Below are 20479 nucleotides of genomic sequence, written 5' to 3'. Positions count from 1 at the left end.
ATGGCAACCATTAGGACAAGCCTTCGGCTTTCCCGTTTTTTCGGACCCGGCAGCCCCTTTCGGCGCGGCCGGGCTCGCACATCACCCCGACGAACCCCAGCGTTCACATGAGGCACCCATGATCGGTATTTCGAAATTATACTGCGGCACGGTGGAACCTTCCGATGCACTTCGCTACGGACGCGACTCCGCCCAACTTCCCTCTCACCTGCTGCAGTTCGCCAAGGACAAAAAGCCCGTTGTGGTCTGGAACATGACCCAGCGCTGCAATCTCAAATGCGTGCACTGCTATGCCCACGCCGTGGAGCCGAGCAATCACAAGGATCCCATCTCCACGGATCAGGCCAAGGCCATGATCGACGACCTGGCCAAGTTCGGCGCCCCGGTCATTCTCTTCTCCGGCGGCGAGCCCCTGGTGCGTGAAGATCTGGTGGACCTGGCCAAATACGCCACCTCCACGGGCATGCGTGCGGTCATCTCCACCAACGGAACGCTCATCACCAAAGCCAAGGCTCGCGAACTCAAGGAAGTCGGCCTGTCCTACGTCGGCATTTCCCTGGATGGCGCCGAGGCCGTGCACGACAAATTCCGCGGCGTGACCGGTTCCTACAAGCAGGCGCTCAAAGGCGTGGAAAACTGTCAGGCCGAAGGCCTCAAGGTGGGCCTGCGCTTCACCATCAACAAGCGCAACGCGGCCGAGATTCCGCACCTCTTTGATCTGGTCGAATCCCTGGAAGTGCCGCGCATCTGTTTTTACCACCTGGTCTATTCGGGCCGCGGCTCCGAGCTGATCAAGGAAGACCTGGATCACGCCGAGACCCGCGCCGTGGTCGACCTGATCATGGACCGCACCCGGGCCCTGCACGACAAGGGCAAGCCCAAGGAAGTGCTGACCGTGGACAACCACGCCGACGGCCCCTACGTCTATTATCGCCTGCTGAAGGAAGATCCGGCGCGCGCCGCCGAGGTCATGGAACTTCTGAAAATGAACGAAGGCAACTCCTCGGGACGCGGCATCGGCTGCATCTCCTGGGACGGCTCCGTGCACGCGGATCAGTTCATGCGCCACCACACCTTCGGCAACGTGCTGGAGCGCCCTTTCTCCGAGATCTGGGTCGACGAGAAGATCGAGCTCCTGCACAAGCTCAAGGACAAAAGGCCGCACGTGAAGGGTCGCTGCGCCACCTGCCGCTTCCTGAACATCTGCGGCGGCAACTTCCGGGCCCGGGCCGAAGCCTATTTCGACGACTTCTGGGCACATGACCCGGCCTGCTACCTGACCGACGAGGAAATCAGCGGCGAGAAGGTCTAGGAGGACGGCATGAACACCTTTCACCGCGGCCGCAGGCTGCGTTCCAAAAGCGTCCTGCGGGACATGGTGCGGGAGAGCAGGCTGGGTCGGGAAGACCTGATCCAGCCGTATTTCGTGGTCGAATCGGACCCGGATTTCAGGAAGCCCATCAGCTCCATGCCCGGTCAGTTCCAGCTGGGTCTGAACCAGCTCCTGAGCGAAGTGGGCCCGGCCGTGGATGCCGGTCTCAAAAGCCTCATCCTCTTCGGCATCCCCGTCGAAAAGGATCCGGCCGGCACCCAGGCCTACGCTGAAAACGGCATCGTGCAGGAAGCCATCCGCCGCATCAAGAGCCGCTGGCCGGAGCTGATCGTGGTCGCGGACACCTGCCTGTGCGAGTACACCTCCCACGGGCACTGCGGCCTGGTCTCGCCCGAAGGCGTGGTCCAGAACGACCCGACTCTGGCGCTGCTGGCCCGCACGGCCGTGGCCCAGGCCGAGGCCGGCGCGGACATCATCGCGCCCTCGGACATGATGGACGGCCGGGTGGCGGCCATTCGGGAAGCCCTCGATGAAAAGGGGTTCCTGAACACGCCCATCATGTCCTACGCGGTCAAGTATTCCTCGGCCTTTTACGGTCCCTTCCGCGACGCGGCCGAGAGCGCGCCAAAGTTCGGGGACCGCAAGACCTACCAGATGGACCCCGCCAACTGGCGTGAGGGCCTGCGCGAAGCCGCCGCCGACGTGGAAGAGGGTGCGGACATCCTCATGGTCAAGCCGGGCCTGCCCTATCTGGACATCATCCGCCTGGTCCGCGACAACTTCGACCTGCCCGTGGCCGCCTACCAGGTCAGCGGGGAATACAGCCAGATCAAGGCGGCGGCCATGAACGGCTGGATCGACGAAACCGCCGTGGCGCTCGAAAGCCTCATTGCGTTCAAGCGGGCCGGCGCGGACCTCATTCTCTCCTACTTCACCCAAGACCTGCTCAAGGCGGGACACATATAATGCAGAAACATCCTCATAACGCGGCAGGCGCCCCCGGCCTGGACGGGCCGAAAGCCGGACATCCCGGCGGACACCCGGGCGGGCATCCCGGCGCGAAGCCCGGCGGACATCCGGGCGGCATGGTCACGACCCTGGCCGACGGCACCCCGGCCTGCAAGCTCATCGCCTGGGAAGTGACCCGCTCCTGCAACCTGGCCTGCAAGCACTGCCGGGCCGAAGCGCACCTGGAACCCTACGAAGGCGAGCTGGACACGGCCGAGGCCAAGGCGCTCATCGACACCTTCCCGCAGGTCGGCAACCCGATCATCATCTTCACCGGCGGCGATCCCATGATGCGCGCCGACGTCTATGAACTGATCCGTTACGCCACAGACAAGGGCCTGCGCTGCGTCATGTCCCCCAACGGAACGCTGATCACCCCGGAAACCGCGCAAAAGATGCGCGAGTCCGGGGTGCAGCGCTGTTCCATCTCCATCGACGGCCCCGACGCGCAAAGCCACGACGAATTTCGCGGCGTGCAGGGCGCGTTCGACGCCTCCATGCGCGGCATCCAGTACCTGAAAGATGCCGGCATCGAATTCCAGGTCAACACCACAGTGACCCGCGCGAACCTGAGCAGTTTCAAGAAGATCTTCGACCTGTGCGAACACATCGGGGCCGTGGCTTGGCACATCTTCCTGCTGGTGCCCACGGGCCGCGCCGCCCAGCTTGGCGCCGAGGTCATCACGGGACAGGAATACGAGGACGTGCTCAACTGGTTCTACGATTTCCGCAAGACCACGAGCATGCATCTCAAGGCCACCTGCGCCCCGCACTACTACCGCATCATGCGTCAACGGGCCAAGGCCGAGGGAGTGCCGGTCACGCCTGAAAACTTCGGCCTCGACGCCATGACCCGCGGCTGTCTCGGCGGAACGGGCTTCTGCTTCATCTCCCATGTCGGCCAGGTCCAGCCCTGCGGCTATCTGGAACTTGATTGCGGCAACATCCGCACCACCCCGTTCCCGGAAATCTGGCGTTCGTCGAAGCAGTTCAGACAGTTCCGCACCCAGGAAGAGTACGAGGGCAAGTGCGGCATCTGCGAATACCACAAGGTCTGCGGCGGTTGCCGCGCCAGGGCCCATTCCATGAACGACAACTACATGGGTGAAGAGCCGCTGTGCACGTACATCCCCAAAATCGCCGAACGGCGCAAAGCCTGATGGGTGGAAGCATGGACGATTTTGACAAGAAGATCCTGGACATGATCCAGACCGGCTTCCCGCTCGAAGCCAGGCCTTATGAAGAAATCGGGCGCCAGGTCGGCCTGACCGAAGCCGAGACCCTGGCACGCGTGCGGGCGCTGACGGAAAAAGGCGTGATCCGCCGCATCGGGGCCAATTTCCAGTCCAAAAAGCTGGGCTGGCATTCGACCCTGTGCTCTGCGGCCGTGCCGGAAGACAAACTGGACGAATTCATCGCCGAGGTGAACACGCTCCCCGGCGTGACGCACAACTACCTGCGGGCCCATCGCCAGAACATCTGGTTCACATTCATCGGCCCCTCCTGGGAAGACGTGCAGGAGACCCTGGCCGGAATCACCCGCAAGACAGGCATTTCCATCCTGAACCTGCCCGCGACCAAGATGTACAAGATCCAGGTCGACTTCAAGATGGGCGACCGGGAGGAATGATGCGCGAATTCATCCTCTCACCGTCCCTTTTGTCCTCGGACTTCGGCGCGCTGCGCTCCGAACTGGCCGCCCTTGAAGAGGCCGGCCTCAAATGGGTGCACTGGGATGTCATGGACGGGGCCTTCGTTCCGAACATCACCTTCGGCCCTCCGGTCATCAAGCGCCTGCGCAAGACCTCAAAGCTCTTCTTCGACGTGCATCTCATGATCGAACGCCCCGAGCGCTACATCTCGGAATTCGCCGACGCGGGCGCCGACCTGCTGTGCATTCACGCCGAAAGCACCCTGCATCTGGAGCGCACGCTCAGCGTCATCCGCGAGGCGGGCATGCAGGCAGGGCTGTCGCTCAACCCGGCCACGCCGCTGGGTGTCGTCGAGTATCTGCTTCCCCAGCTGGACATGGTGCTCATCATGAGCGTGAACCCGGGTTTCGGCGGCCAGTCCTTCATCCCCTTCAGCAAGGACAAGATCGCGGCCCTGTCAGGCATGATCCGCTCACGCGGGCTACAGACCCTGATTCAGGTCGATGGGGGCGTAACCCTGGACAACGCCAAGGAACTCTTTGACCTTGGAGCCGATGTCCTGGTCTCCGGCTCGGCGTTCTTCGGCTTTCCCCCGTATGCCGAGCGGCACAGGGCATTTCAGGATGCCGTGCACGCGAAATAGACGGCCCGCGCCGTTCCTTTGTTTTGACCAACCCTCGCCCGCTGCGAGGGTTTTTTTCATGCATGCGCAGGTTGCGCCGCTAAACGATCCTGCCCAGCCCCGTGCCCAGGTAGAGGGCCGCGAAACCCACCAGATTCTGGCCTGCCAGATTAAGGGCCAGCTTGAGCCACTGCCCGTCGTTGAGTATGCCGCCGCTCTCGAAGATGAAGGTCGAAAAGGTCGTAAACGCGCCCATGAAGCCGGTGAGGATCAGAATGCGGGCCTGTGCCGACAACAGTCCCCGTTCTTCGGCCAGGATCCAGACCAGCCCGAAAAGAAAGCAGCCCGTGATATTCACCGCCCATGTACCCCAGGGAAAGTCCCGCCCCATGACATCGTAGACCAGGCCCGAGAGCCAGTAGCGGCACAGCGTTCCAAACGCCCCGGCCAGGGCGATCAAGGCAATTTTCGACATGAGTTTTCCTCGCGGTTGATTCGCTGTCCGCAGCGACGAGCCCGGGGTCGCAGGCACGCACAAGCCAAGACGCCATACAGCCTCCCTCTAATAAAGCCTCGGCTGCTTCGGGACGAAAGGATTCGGCACGGCGAAGACTCCGCTTACCAAAGCCGCGCATGATTGTGGAGCGCTATCCCGCATGGGTCAATTATTTCTGCCGCAGAACAGGACGGACATCAATCTCGACAGTATCTCAATTCAAAACAGAGAGTTACGCCATTGATGCGTTTTGCGTCCGATTCTGATAAAGGCGCGGCAAACACCTTGAGAGACTCCATGACACCTCCTATCCGATGCCTCCTGGTAGATGACGAACTGCCCGCCCTGGACGAGCTGTCCTATCTTTTGTCCGGTTTTGAGGATGTGCGGATCGTGGGCACGGCCATGTCCGCATCGCAGGCCATGGAAGAAATCGTGCGCCTGCGTCCCGAAGTGGTTTTCCAGGACATCCAGATGCCCGGCGCGACCGGCTTCCATGTTCTGGAGCGGGCGTTCAGATGCCCCGAGCCGCCGCTCTTCGTCTTTGCCACGGCCTACGACCAGTATGCCATCCGCGCCTTCGAGGAAAACGCGGTGGACTATCTGCTCAAGCCCGTCTCCCGCGAGCGCCTGGCCAATTGCCTGGGGCGGCTGCGCAGCCAGCTGCGCCTCAAGGACACGGGTCTCGCCGCGCAGCCGCAGCTGCAGGAACTGCTCAAAGGCATGGGCCTCGGCCAGCCGCTGGTGCGCATTTCCGTGGAGCACCGGGGGCGCGTGCTGCTGCTGGAACACGCCGATGTGGTCCTCATTCGCACCGAGGGGCGCCGCATGTTTGTCCACACGCGTGACACGAGCTATGTCCACCACGGTCCCGGCACCCTGGACCGCCTGGAGGAAAAACTCGCCGCCCTGTCCTTCTTTCGCGCCAACCGCGGGGAGCTGGTCAATCTGACGCAGGTCAGGGATTTTGCGCCCTGGTTCAACGGCAAGTATCTTTTGACCATGCGCGATCACGCGACCACCGAAATCACCGTCAGCAAGGCCAGGGTCCGCGATTTTCGCGACCAGCTCGGCCTTGCGTAGAGGATAGCCATGAATTCCGACGCCCTCATCCTGGCCCTGGCCGAACGTCTCGGGCTCATCGTGGCCGGAGCCTTCCTGCTCCTGACCATCACCCCCATCCACAAGATGCGCCTGCGCCAAGGCCCATCGTGGCGCTCGACGCTGCTGCAGATCCTCTTCTTCGGCGCGGCCGGAATCCTGGGCACCTACGGGGGCAACCTTGTCTCACAATCCGTGGCCAACCTTCGGGCCATGGCCGTGATCACGGGAGGTCTCTTCGGCGGCCCCGTGGTCGGCATCGCTTCGGGTCTGATCGCCGGAGGGCATCGCATCCTTATCGACATCGGCGGCTTCAGCGCCGTGCCCTGCGGCATGGCAACCATGATCGAAGGCGCGGCCGCCGGACTGCTGACCCTGTACCTCAAGGAGCGCAGCGTGGACTGGCGCTGGGCGGCCGGACTGGCCTTTGGCGGAGAGACGCTGCACATGGGCATGGTTCTGGCCCTGTCCCACTCATTTGCCGAAGCCGTGGAACTGGTGCGCATCATCGCCGCGCCCATGATCATCCTGAACACCCTGGGCGCGGCCACCTTCGTGCAGGTCATCAACGTGGTCTTCCGTTACCGGGCCAGGCAGGATTCGGTCCAGGCACAGGAAATCCTGGACATCGCCAACTCCACGGTCAGCCACCTGCGCTCCGGCCTGACCCCCGAGAGCGCCCTGGCCACGGCACGCATCATCCACAGCAGGGTCACGGTCGGTGCCGTGGCCATCACCGACGAAACCAACGTCCTGGCCCACATCGGCGTCGGCGATGACCACCACCTGGCCGGACGCCCCATCGTCACCGAGGCCACCCGGACCGTGATCGAGACCGGGCAGCCCATGTTTCTGAGCGCAAAGGAGGGCATCGGCTGCGGACACCCGAACTGCCCGTTTGCCTCGGCCATCATCGTCCCCCTGACCAAGGGCGGAAACGTGGCCGGCACGCTCAAGTTCTACGGCACTGCCAACAAATCCCTCGACCTGCTGCTCTTCGAACTCGGCAAGGGGCTTGGCAACCTCTTTTCCACACAGCTCGAACTTGAAAACATCCAGATCACCGAGCGCATGCTCGCCCATGCCGAGATCCGGCGCCTGCAGGCCCAGATCAACCCGCACTTCCTGTTCAACTCCCTGAACACCATCACCTCCTTTTGCCGCACCAGTCCCGAAAAGGCCCGCAGCCTGCTGCAGGACCTCTCCAGCTATCTGCGCAAAAGCCTGGAGGCGAGCCGGGGGTTCGTGCCCCTGTCCGAAGAGCTGGATCAGATCCGCTGTTATCTGGCCATCGAACAGGCCCGCTTCGGTGAACGCATCCGGGTCGACTTCGACGTGCAGGAAGGATGCGAATCCTGGCCCATTCCGCCGCTGATCATCCAGCCCCTGGTCGAAAACAGCGTGCGCCACGGCATTCTGGCCCATGAAAACGGCGGCGAGATCCGCGTGCAGGTGCGCAAGGAAGGCCCATGCCTGCATGTTGAGGTCAAGGATGACGGGGTCGGCATGAACCAGACCCAGGTGGACCGGCTCTTCGCCAAAACCAGACTTGATTCCCGTTCCGGCGGGATCGGCGTGCGCAACTGCTTCCAGCGACTGGAGCAGATCTTTGGCCCGTCCTATCTCCCGCAGGTCATCAGCGCGCCCGGCCAGGGCACCTGCATCGACTTCATGCTGCCCATGCCGGCCCGGGTCTAGCCCCCTGTTCTTCGCAGGCCCCTCTGAGTCCCATCGCTCGCCAGACGTTTCGGCTCTCCTCTCGCGCAATTCAGGCGCTCAAAAAGACATTTGAAACATGTTTCGTTGTCCCCTCCCCTGTCTTGTCCTAAAGCGCGAAATATCCGCCGAGTTCGACCCGGCAAGCCGTCCCGGTCATGACAGCATGACCAGACGTTGATTTGAAGAGATTTGGCGCAACCAACTTTTTTCCAAGGAGGGAGACTTGTTTTACTTCTTTTTTGCCGTCGCGGCACTCATTACCGGCTATTTCGTTTACGGCAAGATCGTCGAATCCAGTTTCGGCGTCGACACCTGTCGGGCCACCCCGGCCTGCCGTCTGGAGGACGGCGTCGACTACGTCAAGATGAACCCCAAGACCATCTACATGGTGCAGCTGCTGAACATCGCGGGCCTCGGCCCCATCTTCGGCCCCATTCTCGGCGCCCTTTACGGCCCGGCGGCACTGGTCTGGATCGTTCTTGGCAGCATCTTCGCCGGCGCGGTGCACGACTACTTCTCGGGCATGATGTCCGTCCGCTATGACGGCAAGTCCATCCCCGACGCCGTGGGCTACAACCTCGGCAAGTTCGCCAAGCAGTTCATGAATGTCTTCTCCATCGTGCTCCTGCTGCTGGTCGGCGTGGTCTTCATTCTCGGACCCGCCAAGCTCCTGGCCAACAAGATTGGCTTCGACGTGGACAAAAACACGGCCGTGGTCATCTGGACCGGCATCATCTTCGCCTACTACTTCCTGGCCACCATCCTGCCCGTGGACAAGATCATCGGCCGCCTCTACCCGCTCTTCACGGCATGTCTGCTGATCATGGCCTTCGGCCTCTCGACCATGCTCATCGTCGACGGCTACACCTTCTTCCCCAACGGAGTCGGCCTGGCCAACGTGCATCCCAAAGGCCTGCCCATGTGGCCGCTGATGTTCATCACCATCGCCTGCGGCGCCATCTCCGGCTTCCACGCCACGCAGTCGCCCATGATGGCGCGCTGCATCCCGGATGAAAAATGCGGACGCCCGATCTTCTACGGCGCCATGATCGGCGAGGGCATCATCGCGCTGGTCTGGGCAACACTCGGCATGACCTTCTACCAGACCCCCGAAGCCCTGCAGGCCACCCTGGCCAGCGGCGGCCCTGCCGCAGTCGTCGACCAGGTCGCCACGACCCTGATGGGCCCCATAGGCGGCTTCCTGGCCATCATCGGCGTCATCATCCTGCCTATCTCCTCGGGCGACACCGCCTTTCGCGCCGCCCGCCTGATCGTCGCCGACTTCAGCAAGATCGAACAGAAGTCCATTCCCAAGCGGCTCATGATCGCCGTCCCGCTGTTCGTCATCGGTTTCCTGATCACCAAGACCGACTTCAACGTCATCTGGCGCTACTTCGGCTTCTCCAACCAGACCCTGGCCACCATCGTGCTGTGGGCTTCCGCCATGTACCTGGTCCGCCACGGCAAGCTGCACTGGATCGCTTCCGTGCCCGCGACCTTCATGACCGCGGTCTGCGCCACCTACCTCTGCGTGGCCCCCGAGTTCCCGTTCCACCTGAGCCAGGAAATCGGCTACCCCATCGGCATCGCCGTGGCCGCAGCCTGCTTCGTCTGGTTCATGCTCACGGCGCGCAACACTCCGGTGGAAGTGGACCCCGTCGATTCCCCCGGGGTCATCGGCTGACCTCTTCACGCACATGACACAAAAAAAGGGAGCTTACGGCTCCCTTTTTTCGTTCCATCTCCAGCACTTGCAGATCAAAGATCTCAGCTTCATGCAACATGTCATTGCCCCGTAATGATCAGGCCTCACCGTCCCCTTTCGAACAGGCACTCCGACTCGTCGATTTTCTTGATCAAACTCATAGCACGTAACAGGGCTCAGCCTTAGCACCTCAGGGTGACTCCGTCTCCCGCAGACGTGAGCTCCACAAATACCCCCTCAAGGCCCGTTGTCGTCGTGATCTTGAGGCACGCCGGCTGCCTGACTGAACCGGGCATCGTTTGCCGGAGCGCAGCCTGATTTGCCGACTGGATCTGTTACACGCAAAATGAACAATTCCTGCTTTTATTGACATCAATCACATTAAAAATGTAACAAAAAAATTTATATCGCTATTTTTATTGATCCGCACATTACACATCCCGTAAAAAATATCTCAAATTCATCGGAATGATAAAACGTCATTCAACTATCCAACTGCTCCACTGGATATGACAATTCAACAATAAATACGGACTGTAATGATTCATCAATAAGGCATGAAACACATAAACATCCTGTAAATTCGACATAATGACGAGACTTCCGCCATATGAAACACAAGACAGGTTCGCAGCAATCCTTCACGCGTCAAGGCCCCGCCCGCGATGGCCAGAATCCACCCATCGTTCTCTTTGGGGAAATTCTGGCTGATGTCTTTCCTGATCGCGCGGTTCTGGGCGGCGCACCCTTCAATGCCGCCCGGCATCTGGCGGCCTTCGGACAAAAACCGGTCATGATATCCCGGCTGGGAGACGACGACCTTGGCGCCAGGGTTCTTGCCGGCATGGAGGAACGGGGCATGGATGTCTCGGGAGTCCAGATCGACAGAGACCTGCCCACGGGCCAGGTGCAGGTTCATATCGGGAACGCGGGGCACCATTTCGAGATCCTGCCCCGGCAGGCCTACGACTTCATCGACCCTGCCGGAGCCGTTGCTGCGACTAAAGCCGCCTCTCCCGGGCTTGTCTATTTCGGAACCCTGAGCCAGCGCCATCAAGTTTCCCGGCAGGCGTTGTCGGAAATACTGCAAATCGCCGCTGCTCCCCGATTTCTGGACGTCAATCTGCGCGAGCCCTGGTATGACGAGGACACCGCGCGGTTTTCGCTGCAAAATGCAAGCATCGTCAAACTCAACGATGAGGAATTGCGTATCCTCGCCGACATGTTCAAGGCGGGCTCAGGACTGGCGCAGGCCCGAGGAGCCGAACTGAAGCGCATGTTCGACATCGATCGCCTGATCGTGACCTGCGGAAAAGACGGTGCCTGGCAGCTGGACAGGAACGATGACCTCTGTATCGTTCCCCCCGGCAAGGAATCCTCGCGCATCGTGGACACGGTAGGCGCTGGCGACGCTTTTTCCGCCGCATGCATTCTGGGCACGCTCTTGTGCTGGCCGGAAAGCACCGCGCTCAAGCGCGCAGACGACTTTGCCGCTTCCATCTGCGAAATCCGGGGGGCGGTCCCCGAGGAACTGGAATTCTACCAGCCTTTTTTCAAGGAGTGGAACCTGTGAAGACACGCGAAAAGCCCGTCAAAAAACCGCTGTTCATCGTGCTGATCAGCATCCACGGCCTGGTGCGCGGACATGACATGGAGCTGGGCCGCGACGCGGACACAGGCGGACAGGTCAAGTATGTGGTCGAACTGGCCAGTGCCCTTGGCGAACGCCCGGATGTGGAAAAGGCCATTCTGCTGACCCGCAGGGTCGTCGACGACGCCGTCAGTCCCGACTACGCACAGGTGACCGAACGACTGTCCGACAAGGCCAGCATCGTGCGCATCGAGTGCGGAGAGGAAAAATACCTGCGCAAGGAACTCTTGTGGGATTCGCTGGACAATTTTTCCGACAACGTGATCACCTTTCTCAAGAGCCAGGAGCGCATTCCCGACCTTCTGCACAGTCATTACGCCGACGCGGGCTATGTCGGAGCCAGGCTCTCGCACCAGCTTGGCATACCGCTCGTTCATACCGGGCACTCCCTGGGCCGCAGCAAGCGGCTGCGGCTGTTGGCCAGCGGCATTTCACGGGGCCAGATCGAGGACACGTACAGGATGTCGCGCCGCATCGAGGCAGAGGAGACCACTCTGAGCGCGGCCGAGCGCATCATCACCAGCACCGGGCAGGAGATCGAGGAGCAATACGGCCTCTACGATTTCTACCAGCCCGAACGGATGCGCGTGATCCCCCCAGGCACGGATCTCAGCCATTTCTACCCGCCCCGCGAAAGCGAAAAGAGCAGCCCCATCGCCTTTGAACTGAAGCGATTCCTGCAACGCTCCTCCAAACCGTTGGTGCTTGCGCTCTCGCGGCCGGATCCGAAAAAAAACATCGTGACCCTCATTGATGCCTATGGAGAATCCCCACACCTGCAGGAGGCCGCCAACCTGGTCATCGTTGCCGGCAACCGCGACGACATCCATGACATGGATGAAGGAGCACGGGGCGTCCTGAATGACATCCTGCTCGCCGTCGACCGCCACGACCTTTACGGCAAGATCGCCTACCCAAAGCATCACAGACCCGAGGACGTCGCCACCCTTTTCCGCCTGGCCGCCGCATCACGAGGAGTTTTCGTGAATCCGGCGCTGACCGAGCCCTTCGGCCTGACCCTGCTCGAAGCCGCGGCCTGCGGATTGCCCATCGTGGCCACGGAGGACGGAGGCCCCATCGATATCATCAGGAACTGCCGCAACGGTCATCTCGTCGATCCCCTCGACAAGGAGGCCATGGCGGAAACAATCCTGCGGACCCTGGTCGACAAAAAGGAATGGCGCAGCTTTGCCAATAATGGACTGTCCGGCGTACGTCGCCACTATTCATGGCAGGCGCACGTGGAAAAATATCTGGATGTTGTCCGCCCCCTGGTGGAAAAAACCGAGCCGCTGATCCGCATGGCGCCCATCAGACGAAGAAGCATCTCCCGCAAACAGGCGCTCTTCGCGGAGCTGGACCTGAGCCTCATCGGCGAAGACTTTTCGCTTGCGGCGCTCTTGCAGACCCTGCACGCCCACCGCAAGACCGTCCTCTTCGGCATCGTCACCGGGCGACGTCTGGATCACGCCCTGGCCACGCTGCGCAAGCACAAGATCCCGCAGCCCGACGTGCTGATCTCCGGACAGGGTACGGAGATCCATTACGCCCCCAACCTCACCCAGGACACGATCTGGGAACGTCACATCAACCACTTGTGGGATCCCCGGGCCGTGCGCGAAACCCTGCGGGAAATCCCGGGGCTGTCCTTGCAGCCCAAGAAACACCAGAACGCGTTCAAGATCAGCTATTATATCGATACATCCATGATCACCGGACAGCAGGTCAGGCAACTGCTCCAACACAACGAGCAGGCCGTGAACGTGCTCGTTTCCTTCGGCCAATTCCTCGACGTTTTGCCACTTCGTGCCTCCAAGGGTCTGGCCCTGCGCTGGTGCTCCGAACAGCTGGACTTCCCTCTGGAAAACACTCTTGTCGCCGGTGTCACCGGGGCCGACGCCGACATGCTGCGCGGCAACACGCTGGGCACGGTGGTGGACAACCGACACACCTCAGAGCTGTCGGACCTGGCCAACATCGAGGGTATCCATTTTTCGGAGGCATCCTTCGCAGCGGGGATTCTTGACGCCATGGCCCATTATGGATTTCCCGCCAAGGAGGAAGGCACGGCATGAGTCGTTTCCTGCTCTGTACCGACCTCGACCGGACCCTGATCCCCAACGGCCCAAATCCCCCGTGGCCTTCGGCCAAGGCGCTTTTTGGAAAACTGGCGGCGCGCGAGGAAATTTGTCTGGCCTACGTGACCGGACGCCACCGCGCCCTGATCGAAGACGCCATCTCGGAATTCAATCTGCCGACTCCCGATTTTGCCATTGCCGACGTCGGCGCGAGCATCTACCAGGTCGGCACGGACGACTGGCAGCCCTGGAATCAGTGGGAGCGACACATCGCCCCGGATTGGCGCGGCATGCGCGCCGCCGATCTTGCCGGCCTGCTGCGCGGCTTCGCAGAATTGCAGGCGCAGGAACACGAAAAACAGGCCCCCTTCAAACTGAGCTATTATGTCGCCCTGGATGTGGACTTCCGCACGCTCATCGCCCGGATGCAGGAGCATCTGCAACACGAGGGTATCCGCGCCAACCTGATCTGGAGTATCGACGAACTGGCGCATATCGGGCTGCTCGATGTCCTGCCCGAAAGCGCCGGAAAACTGCACGCCATCCGCTTCATGATGGAACGGCAACACTTTTCCCTGCAGAACACGCTCTTTGCGGGCGATAGCGGCAACGACCTGGATGTGCTCCTGAGCGACATCCCGGCGGTACTGGTGGCCAATGCCGACCCCGAAATAAAATCGAGGGTGGCGGCAACAGGACCCGAAGCGCTGTACATCGCCACAGGCGAATACCTCGGCATGAACGGGAACTACAGCGCCGGAATTCTGGAAGGCGTGGCGCATTTCTGGCCCGAAGCCGCGGCGTGGCTGCAAGAAACTGAATCATAAAGGATGAGTACATGTACGAACAAGCTTCCCATGCCCTGCTGAATGAAATCCTGGCCGGACTTCGGCCCGAAATCGGCAAATTCCGGCTGCGCCATTTCTATACCCGCCTGGGCGCGAATTTTTACGCCATATATTCCCTCTTCAAGCTGCTCTACGGCGACCGGCCCGACTTCAAGCAACAGATGGTCCGTTTGGTCGAGACTCTTGCCCTGCGCTACATGGAACGCACCCCCGCACTGCGCAAATCCGATCTGGCGCGCGAAGTGCACTACAACTGGTTTCTGAGCCAGAAGTGGGTGGCCATGACCCTGTACTGCGACCGCTTCGCGGACAATCTGCAAGGCCTGCGCGAAAGGCTCCCCTATTTCCAGGAGTTGGGGGTCAACATGCTGCACGTCATGCCCATCCTGGACTGCCCGCCGGAAAACAATGACGGCGGCTATGCGGTGCGCGATTTCCGCAAGATCGACGCACGCTACGGCAATCTCGAGGATGTCGAGGCGCTGGCGGCTACGCTCAAGAGCCGTGAAATCCTCCTGGTCCTCGATGTCGTGGTCAACCACACCTCCGACGAGCACGAATGGGCGACGCGGGCACGCCAGGGCGAAAAAAAATATCAGGACTACTACTATGTCTTCGACGACCGCGAAACACCCGACGCCTACGAGGAAGGCATGCCCGAAATCTTTCCGGCCACAGCTCCCGGAAACTTCACCTGGGACGAAACCATGGACAAATGGGTCATGACGGTTTTCAACAATTATCAGTGGGATTTGAACTACCGCAATCCGGCGGTGCTCATTGAAATGCTCGACATTATCCTTTTCTGGGCCAACAAGGGCGCCGATATCCTGCGCCTCGATGCCGTGGCCTTTCTTTGGAAGAAGATCGGCAGCACCTGCCAGAACGAACGCGAAGCCCATCTGCTGCTGCGGCTCATGAAGGACTGCTGTCAGGTAACGGCGCCCGGCGTGCTGTTCATCGCCGAGGCCATTGTCGCGCCCGGTGAAATCTCCAAATATTTCGGCGAGGACGCCATCTATTCCAAGGAATGCGAAATCGCGTACAACGCCTCGCTCATGGCCCTGCTCTGGGACGCCGTAGCCACCAAAAACGCAAATCTGCTCAACCTGGGCGTGAAAAACCTGCCGAATAAACTGGAGCGGGCGACCTGGCTCAACTACGTGCGCTGCCACGACGACATCGGACTTGGCTTCGATGACAGCGATGTGGTGCAGGCAGGATACGACCCGACCCTGCACCGGTCCTTTCTGGTCGACTATTTCACGGGCAGGTTCCCGGAATCACCGGCCAGAGGCATGCCGTTCGGCACGAATCTGAAGACCGGCGACGCCCGCATCTCCGGCTCGCTGGCCTCGCTGGTCGGCCTGGAGTCGGCGCTGGAATCCAAGGACGAAGGTGCCATAAGCGCCGCCATCAAGAGCATCACGCTGCTGCACAGCGTCATTCTCTCCTTCGGCGGCCTGCCGCTCATGTATTACGGCGACGCCATCGGAACCCTGAATAATCTGGAATTCCTGTCCGATCCGGCCACCCAGCACGACTCGCGCTGGGTGCACCGATCCCGCTTCGACTGGGACAAGGCCGAAAAACGCCATCAAAGCGGCACGGTCGAACAGCGCATCTTCTCCTCGCTCAAAAAAATGATCGCCTTGCGCAAGGAACTTCCGGCCTTTGCGGATTTCGACAATCGTCACCTGCTGCTGGTCGAGAACCCGAACCTGCTGGTTTTCTACCGTACGGATCCGGAAAACTGCCGCAGCCGGGTGCTCGTCATAAACAACTTCAACGTCGAAGCGCAGCCGCTTCCCGTGGAAACACTGGCTCCGCACGGGTTCTTCACAAACCAGAGCATGACGGACCTGTGCTCCGGCGAACGCGTACCCGTCGAGGATGGACAGCTCCTGATTCCGCCTCTTTCTTTTTACTGGCTCAAGGATTGAAGGCCGAAGAAAGCCTCAAAGCTTCCCATTGAAGAGCGTCACGCCGGACACGATGATGCCGTAGTAGACGAAGCGTGATCGCCGGGGGCCCCCGTATGTCACTGCTGACGCGATCAAGTGCCGGGGCCCCATGGATGCAGGCAAGAATCAGGAAACCAGGAACAGAATGGCCAGGCCGATCATGGGCGTCAGGGTAAAGACCACCTGCGCGGTGACGAAGAGGAGCATGCCCCGCTCCCCGGGGCGCACGTCGGTCAGTCGCCGGCAGACCAGCCAGAGCGCCAGACACGGCAGAACCAGCAGGATTCTCGCGGCCAGCGACGCCCCCTGAAGCGGAACGAGCAGGAACCAGGCCAGGGCCAGAGCGTTCAGCCGCAGGATGGAGCGCTGGGTGGCCGCAATGCCGAACCTCACGGCATGCGTTCGCTTGCCGTCGGCCCGGTCGGACGGCTCATCGGGCAGGGCCGTGGCCAGGGCGCAGGACAGTGACAGGGCGAGCATGAGCGGCATGACCGTCCAGGGCAGCCCGGCCAGAGTTCCGGCGTGAGCGCTGAAACCGATCATGGGCAGCACGAGCCCGACCCCGACCATCTGTAGGTACTCCCCGCCGCCGCGGTAGGACAGGCGCAAGGGAGGATAGCTGTACGCCCACAGCAGCGCCAGCCCGAACAGGATGAGCGGCAGGGGCAGCCAGACGCCGTGACGGACTCCCAGAAATACCCCTGTCAATGCCGAGAGTCCGGCGCACAGCACGGCCGCCTTGCCCAGTTGCCGCCTTGTCAGTAGCCCATCCGCAAGGACCCTGGACCCTCCCGAGAACAGCGTGAACGTAAGATTTCTGCGGTCCGTGGCCATGTCGGCCACATCGTTGGCAAAGACGATGTAGAACTGGCTGACCAGGCCGTAGAAATGGCAGGCCAGGACAACCTCCCTGGAGAAGCCTTCGCCCATGGCCAGGGACTGGCCCAGGAGCAGGGGCCAGAATATGTACATCTGCGACGGCAGACGCGCGGCCTGCACCCACGCCCGCCAGGCGGGCCCGTGGCCAGGTGTCGGAGCGGCAGGCTTCGGCATTCAGCTCTCCCCGGAGTCGGCCATGCAGGCCTGAGAACGGATGCGCATGTCCTTGACCTCGCTCTCGCCGTAGACGCGCCCCGGTTCAACGCGGCCCCAGACCACGCCGGGCCAGTAGGGATCCGTCCTCCAGCGGCCGATGACATGGTAGTGGAACTGCGGCACCATATTGCCGATGGCCGCGACATTGACCTTGTCGCAGGCAAAGTCCGTCTTGAGCATGCGGGCCAGGAGCGTGGATGCGGCCAGAAGCTGCCGGTGCAGGTCGCCGGGCAGCTCGTGCCACTCGGTGATCGATGTCTCGGGAACGAGGATGATCCAGGGCACATGGGCGTCCCTGTGCAGGAGAAGGCGCAGATCGCGCCAGACTCCAAGATCGTGGCAATCCGCGGCCAGGGTGGGGTGGAGCTTGAAGTGTTTCATGCTTTCACGCTACGGAAGTCGGCCAGGCACGGCAAGTTCCGCCGTGCCACGGGCGGAGCAGACTGTAGCGGCAGCTGAAGAACTATACAAATGTGTCTGTAACTTTTGATTCCCAATAAGCATAAAAAGAAGAACCCTTTACAGCCAATGTCCTCAGGTGCTAGTCGCAGTCCGTGGCGTCATATTTTCTCCAATCACTTACGGAGGTAAGGGAGCATGCGCATCTGGACACTTTGTCTTCTCCTCTTGATCGGTTCCATGGCCCCCGCGGCCTTTGCCGCGGACAAGGACACCCTTGTCGTCGCCGTTTCCTCGGACATCCATAGCCTGGATCCGGGCGTGTCGAGCGACAACTACGACTGGCGGCAGATCTACCCCTGCTACGACCGCCTGGTGAAGTACAAGGTCGAGAACGGCGTCGGCCTGACCGAGGTGGAGCCCATGGTCGCCGAGTCCTGGACCGTGTCCGACGACGGCCTGAAATGGACCTTCAAGATCCGCAAGGGCATCGCCTTCGACGACGGCACGCCGCTCAACGCCGAAGCAGTGCGCTTCTCCCTGGACCGCACCATAGCCATCGGCAAAGGGCCGGCCGACAACATCAGCGCCATCGCCTCCATGACCGCCCTTGACGAATACACCCTCGAAATCACGCTGAAAAACCCCTACGGCCCGTTCCTGCAGACCCTGGCCACCGACGGCGCGTCCATCGTCAATCCCAAGGTCGCGGCCAAGGCCGTCGGCGACGACAAGGCCCAGGCCTTCCTGGCCGAAAACGTGGACGGCAGCGGCCCCTTCCGCATCGCCGAGTGGACCCGCGGGCAGCGCTGCGTGCTCGAGGCCAAGGAAAACTACTGGGGCGACAAGCCGAAACTCAAGAAGGTCATCATCCGCTTCATGTCCGAGTCCGCCGACCGCCGCATGGCGCTTGAGCAGGGCGACGTGGACATCGCCGAAAACATCCTCATCGACCAGATCCCGGCCCTGGAGAAGAACAAGGACATCGTGGTCAACCGCTTCCCCTCGCAGATGGTCGAGTACGTCTACGTCAACTGCCAGAACGAGAAGCTCAAGAACCCCGCCGTGCGCCAGGCTCTGTCCTACGCCGTGGATTACAAAGGCATCATCGACCACGTCCTGCAGGGCAACGGCGTGCAGATGCGCGGGCCCATCCCCGACGGCATGTGGGGACACCGGGGGGATGTCTTCCAGTACAAGCTCGATGTCGCCAAGGCCAAGGAGCTGCTCAAGTCCGCCGGCGCCGAGAACCTGGAGCTGACCCTCATCTACTCCGAACGCCGCGCCACCTGGGAGCAGATCGCACTCGTCATGCAGGCCAACCTGGCCGACATCGGCGTGAAGCTGAACCTGGAACTCATGGCCAACCCGACCCTGCGCGACAAGATCGACAAGGGCGACTTCGAGCTGTGCCTGGGCGCCTGGAGCCCGGACTTCGCCGACCCCTACATGTTCATGAACTTCTGGTTCGACTCGGCCAAGCAGGGCCTGCCCGGCAACCGCAGCTTCTACAAGAACGAAAAGGTTGACGAACTCGTCCGCAAGGCCGAAACCCTCTCCGACGTGGAAGAACGCAAGAAGCTCTACAGCGAGGCCCAGGACATCATCATGCAGGACGCCCCCTACATCTTCCTGTACCAGATCCAGACCATCGTGCCCCTGCGGGCCAACGTTGAGGGCTACGTGTTCAACCCCATGCTCGAATCCATGTACAATTTCGAGTCCATCTCGAAGAAATAACCCGACATCGCGTCCCGGCCGGAAACACCTTCCGGCCGGGACCCCTTGGACCGAATGCGGATACTCGCCTACATCATCAAGCGCGTCCTGGCCGCCATCCCGGTGCTCATCGGGGTGAGCATCCTGACGTTCATCATCTCCCACGCCATCCCCGGCGACCCGGCCCGCATCATCGTCGGGCCCAAGGCCAGCAAGGAGGCCGTGGAGTCCATCCGCAGGGAGCATGGCTTGGACAGGCCCCTGCCCGTGCAGTACGTGCGCTACATGAAGGGCCTCGTGCAGGGCGACCTGGGCCAGTCCATCCGCAACCACCGACCCGTGACCAAGGACCTGGCCGACTTCTTCCCGGCCACGCTCGAACTGACCATGGCCAGCCTCGTCCTCTGCCTGACCGTGGGCATCCCGCTCGGCATCCTGGCCGCCGTGCGGCGCAACCGCCTGGCCGACCACGTCGCCCGGGTCTTCTCGGTCATCGGCGTGTCCACCCCGGTCTTCTGGCTGGGGCTCATGCTGCTCCTGCTCTTCTACCGCAACCTCGGCTGGCTCCCGGGCTCGGGGCGCCTGGACATCACCAGCTCGCCGCCGGCGGCCGTGACGGGCCTCTACGTCATCGACGCCATCCTGGCCCGGGACTGGGCCCTGCTCAAAGAAGTGCTGAGCCACCTCATCCTGCCGGCCTTCTGCCTGTCGTACGTTTACCTGGCGGTCATCACGCGCATCGTGCGCTCGTCCATGATCGCGGTCCTGGGGCAGGACTACATCACCACGGCCAAGGCCAACGGCCTGTCCACGGCCCGGGTCATTTTCAAGCACGCCTTCAAGAACTCGCTCATCCCCACCGTGACCATCGCCGGCCTGTCCCTGGGTGAACTCCTCGGCGGGGCCATCCTGACGGAAACCATCTTCGCCTGGCCGGGCATGGGCAAGTACGTGGTGGACTCCATCAACTCGCTCGATTTTCCGGCCATCATGGGCTTCACCCTGCTGGCCAGCACGGCCTACGTGGTCATCAACCTCGCGGTGGACGTGCTCTACGCCTTCCTCAACCCGCGCATCCGCTACTAGGGG

17 protein-coding genes are annotated in these 20479 nt (G+C 61.6%); 14 read left to right on the top strand and 3 right to left on the bottom strand.

Annotated features, from left to right (window positions below; all coding sequences use genetic code 11):
- Positions 1-118 precede the first annotated feature (118 nt).
- From ahbC to rpe, 5 genes are all read left to right on the top strand, one after another.
- On the top strand, positions 119-1312 hold the full coding sequence (gene ahbC / locus CVU60_03685; protein ID PKN42902.1) for a 12,18-didecarboxysiroheme deacetylase: 1194 nt from the start codon (positions 119-121) through the stop codon (positions 1310-1312).
- Between the two features lie 9 nt (positions 1313-1321).
- On the top strand, positions 1322-2299 hold the full coding sequence (locus tag CVU60_03680; GenBank protein PKN42901.1) for a porphobilinogen synthase: 978 nt from the start codon (positions 1322-1324) through the stop codon (positions 2297-2299).
- Between the two features lie 119 nt (positions 2300-2418).
- Entirely contained in the window at positions 2419-3501 is a 1083-nt protein-coding gene (gene ahbD / locus CVU60_03675) for a heme b synthase (protein ID PKN43032.1), read from the top strand.
- Between the two features lie 11 nt (positions 3502-3512).
- On the top strand, positions 3513-3971 hold the full coding sequence (locus CVU60_03670) for an Lrp/AsnC family transcriptional regulator (protein PKN43031.1): 459 nt from the start codon (positions 3513-3515) through the stop codon (positions 3969-3971).
- Positions 3968-4636 (top strand): ribulose-phosphate 3-epimerase, encoded by a 669-nt coding sequence (gene rpe / locus CVU60_03665; GenBank protein ID PKN42900.1) that lies wholly within the window; start codon positions 3968-3970, stop codon positions 4634-4636. The genes CVU60_03670 and rpe overlap by 4 nt, the downstream gene beginning before the upstream one ends.
- 79 nt (positions 4637-4715) lie before the next feature.
- Here rpe and crcB read toward each other — a convergent pair whose 3' ends face one another.
- A complete protein-coding gene (crcB, locus tag CVU60_03660; GenBank protein PKN42899.1) occupies positions 4716-5090 on the bottom strand; it encodes a fluoride efflux transporter CrcB in 375 nt (124 codons plus the stop codon).
- A gap of 318 nt (positions 5091-5408) precedes the next feature.
- Here crcB and CVU60_03655 point away from each other — a divergent pair, with 318 nt between their 5' ends.
- From CVU60_03655 to CVU60_03625, 7 genes are all read left to right on the top strand, one after another.
- Positions 5409-6194: a DNA-binding response regulator gene (locus tag CVU60_03655; protein PKN42898.1), complete on the top strand. Its 786-nt coding sequence runs from the start codon at positions 5409-5411 to the stop codon at positions 6192-6194.
- A gap of 9 nt (positions 6195-6203) precedes the next feature.
- Positions 6204-7910: a transcriptional regulator gene (locus CVU60_03650; GenBank protein ID PKN42897.1), complete on the top strand. Its 1707-nt coding sequence runs from the start codon at positions 6204-6206 to the stop codon at positions 7908-7910.
- A 244-nt stretch (positions 7911-8154) separates the two neighbouring features.
- Positions 8155-9615 carry a carbon starvation protein A gene (locus tag CVU60_03645; protein ID PKN42896.1) on the top strand — a complete coding sequence of 487 codons (1461 nt, stop codon included), beginning with the start codon at positions 8155-8157 and terminating at the stop codon, positions 9613-9615.
- Positions 9616-10246: 631 nt separating this feature from the next.
- Positions 10247-11209: a carbohydrate kinase gene (locus CVU60_03640; GenBank protein ID PKN42895.1), complete on the top strand. Its 963-nt coding sequence runs from the start codon at positions 10247-10249 to the stop codon at positions 11207-11209.
- Entirely contained in the window at positions 11206-13362 is a 2157-nt protein-coding gene (locus CVU60_03635) for an HAD family hydrolase (GenBank protein ID PKN42894.1), read from the top strand. Before CVU60_03640 ends, CVU60_03635 begins: the two co-directional genes overlap by 4 nt.
- A complete protein-coding gene (locus CVU60_03630; GenBank protein PKN42893.1) occupies positions 13359-14192 on the top strand; it encodes a haloacid dehalogenase in 834 nt (277 codons plus the stop codon). The genes CVU60_03635 and CVU60_03630 overlap by 4 nt, the downstream gene beginning before the upstream one ends.
- Before the next feature lie 11 nt (positions 14193-14203).
- Positions 14204-16156: an alpha-amylase gene (locus tag CVU60_03625; protein ID PKN42892.1), complete on the top strand. Its 1953-nt coding sequence runs from the start codon at positions 14204-14206 to the stop codon at positions 16154-16156.
- Between the two features lie 147 nt (positions 16157-16303).
- Here CVU60_03625 and CVU60_03620 read toward each other — a convergent pair whose 3' ends face one another.
- The gene (locus CVU60_03620; GenBank protein ID PKN43030.1) at positions 16304-17149 is read right to left on the bottom strand and encodes a hypothetical protein; all 846 of its coding nucleotides are present in this window, start codon (positions 17147-17149) and stop codon (positions 16304-16306) included.
- Between the two features lie 81 nt (positions 17150-17230).
- Entirely contained in the window at positions 17231-17653 is a 423-nt protein-coding gene (locus tag CVU60_03615) for an HIT family protein (GenBank protein PKN42891.1), read from the bottom strand.
- A gap of 216 nt (positions 17654-17869) precedes the next feature.
- Here CVU60_03615 and CVU60_03610 point away from each other — a divergent pair, with 216 nt between their 5' ends.
- On the top strand, positions 17870-19411 hold the full coding sequence (locus CVU60_03610) for a peptide ABC transporter substrate-binding protein (protein ID PKN42890.1): 1542 nt from the start codon (positions 17870-17872) through the stop codon (positions 19409-19411).
- A 54-nt stretch (positions 19412-19465) separates the two neighbouring features.
- Positions 19466-20476 carry a peptide ABC transporter permease gene (locus CVU60_03605; GenBank protein ID PKN42889.1) on the top strand — a complete coding sequence of 337 codons (1011 nt, stop codon included), beginning with the start codon at positions 19466-19468 and terminating at the stop codon, positions 20474-20476.
- The last annotated feature ends 3 nt before the right edge of the window (positions 20477-20479 follow it).

This window comes from Deltaproteobacteria bacterium HGW-Deltaproteobacteria-18, assembly GCA_002841885.1.
Classification (GTDB): domain Bacteria; phylum Desulfobacterota; class Desulfovibrionia; order Desulfovibrionales; family Desulfomicrobiaceae; genus Desulfomicrobium.
This window is presented reverse-complemented; position numbering and strand designations above follow the sequence as displayed.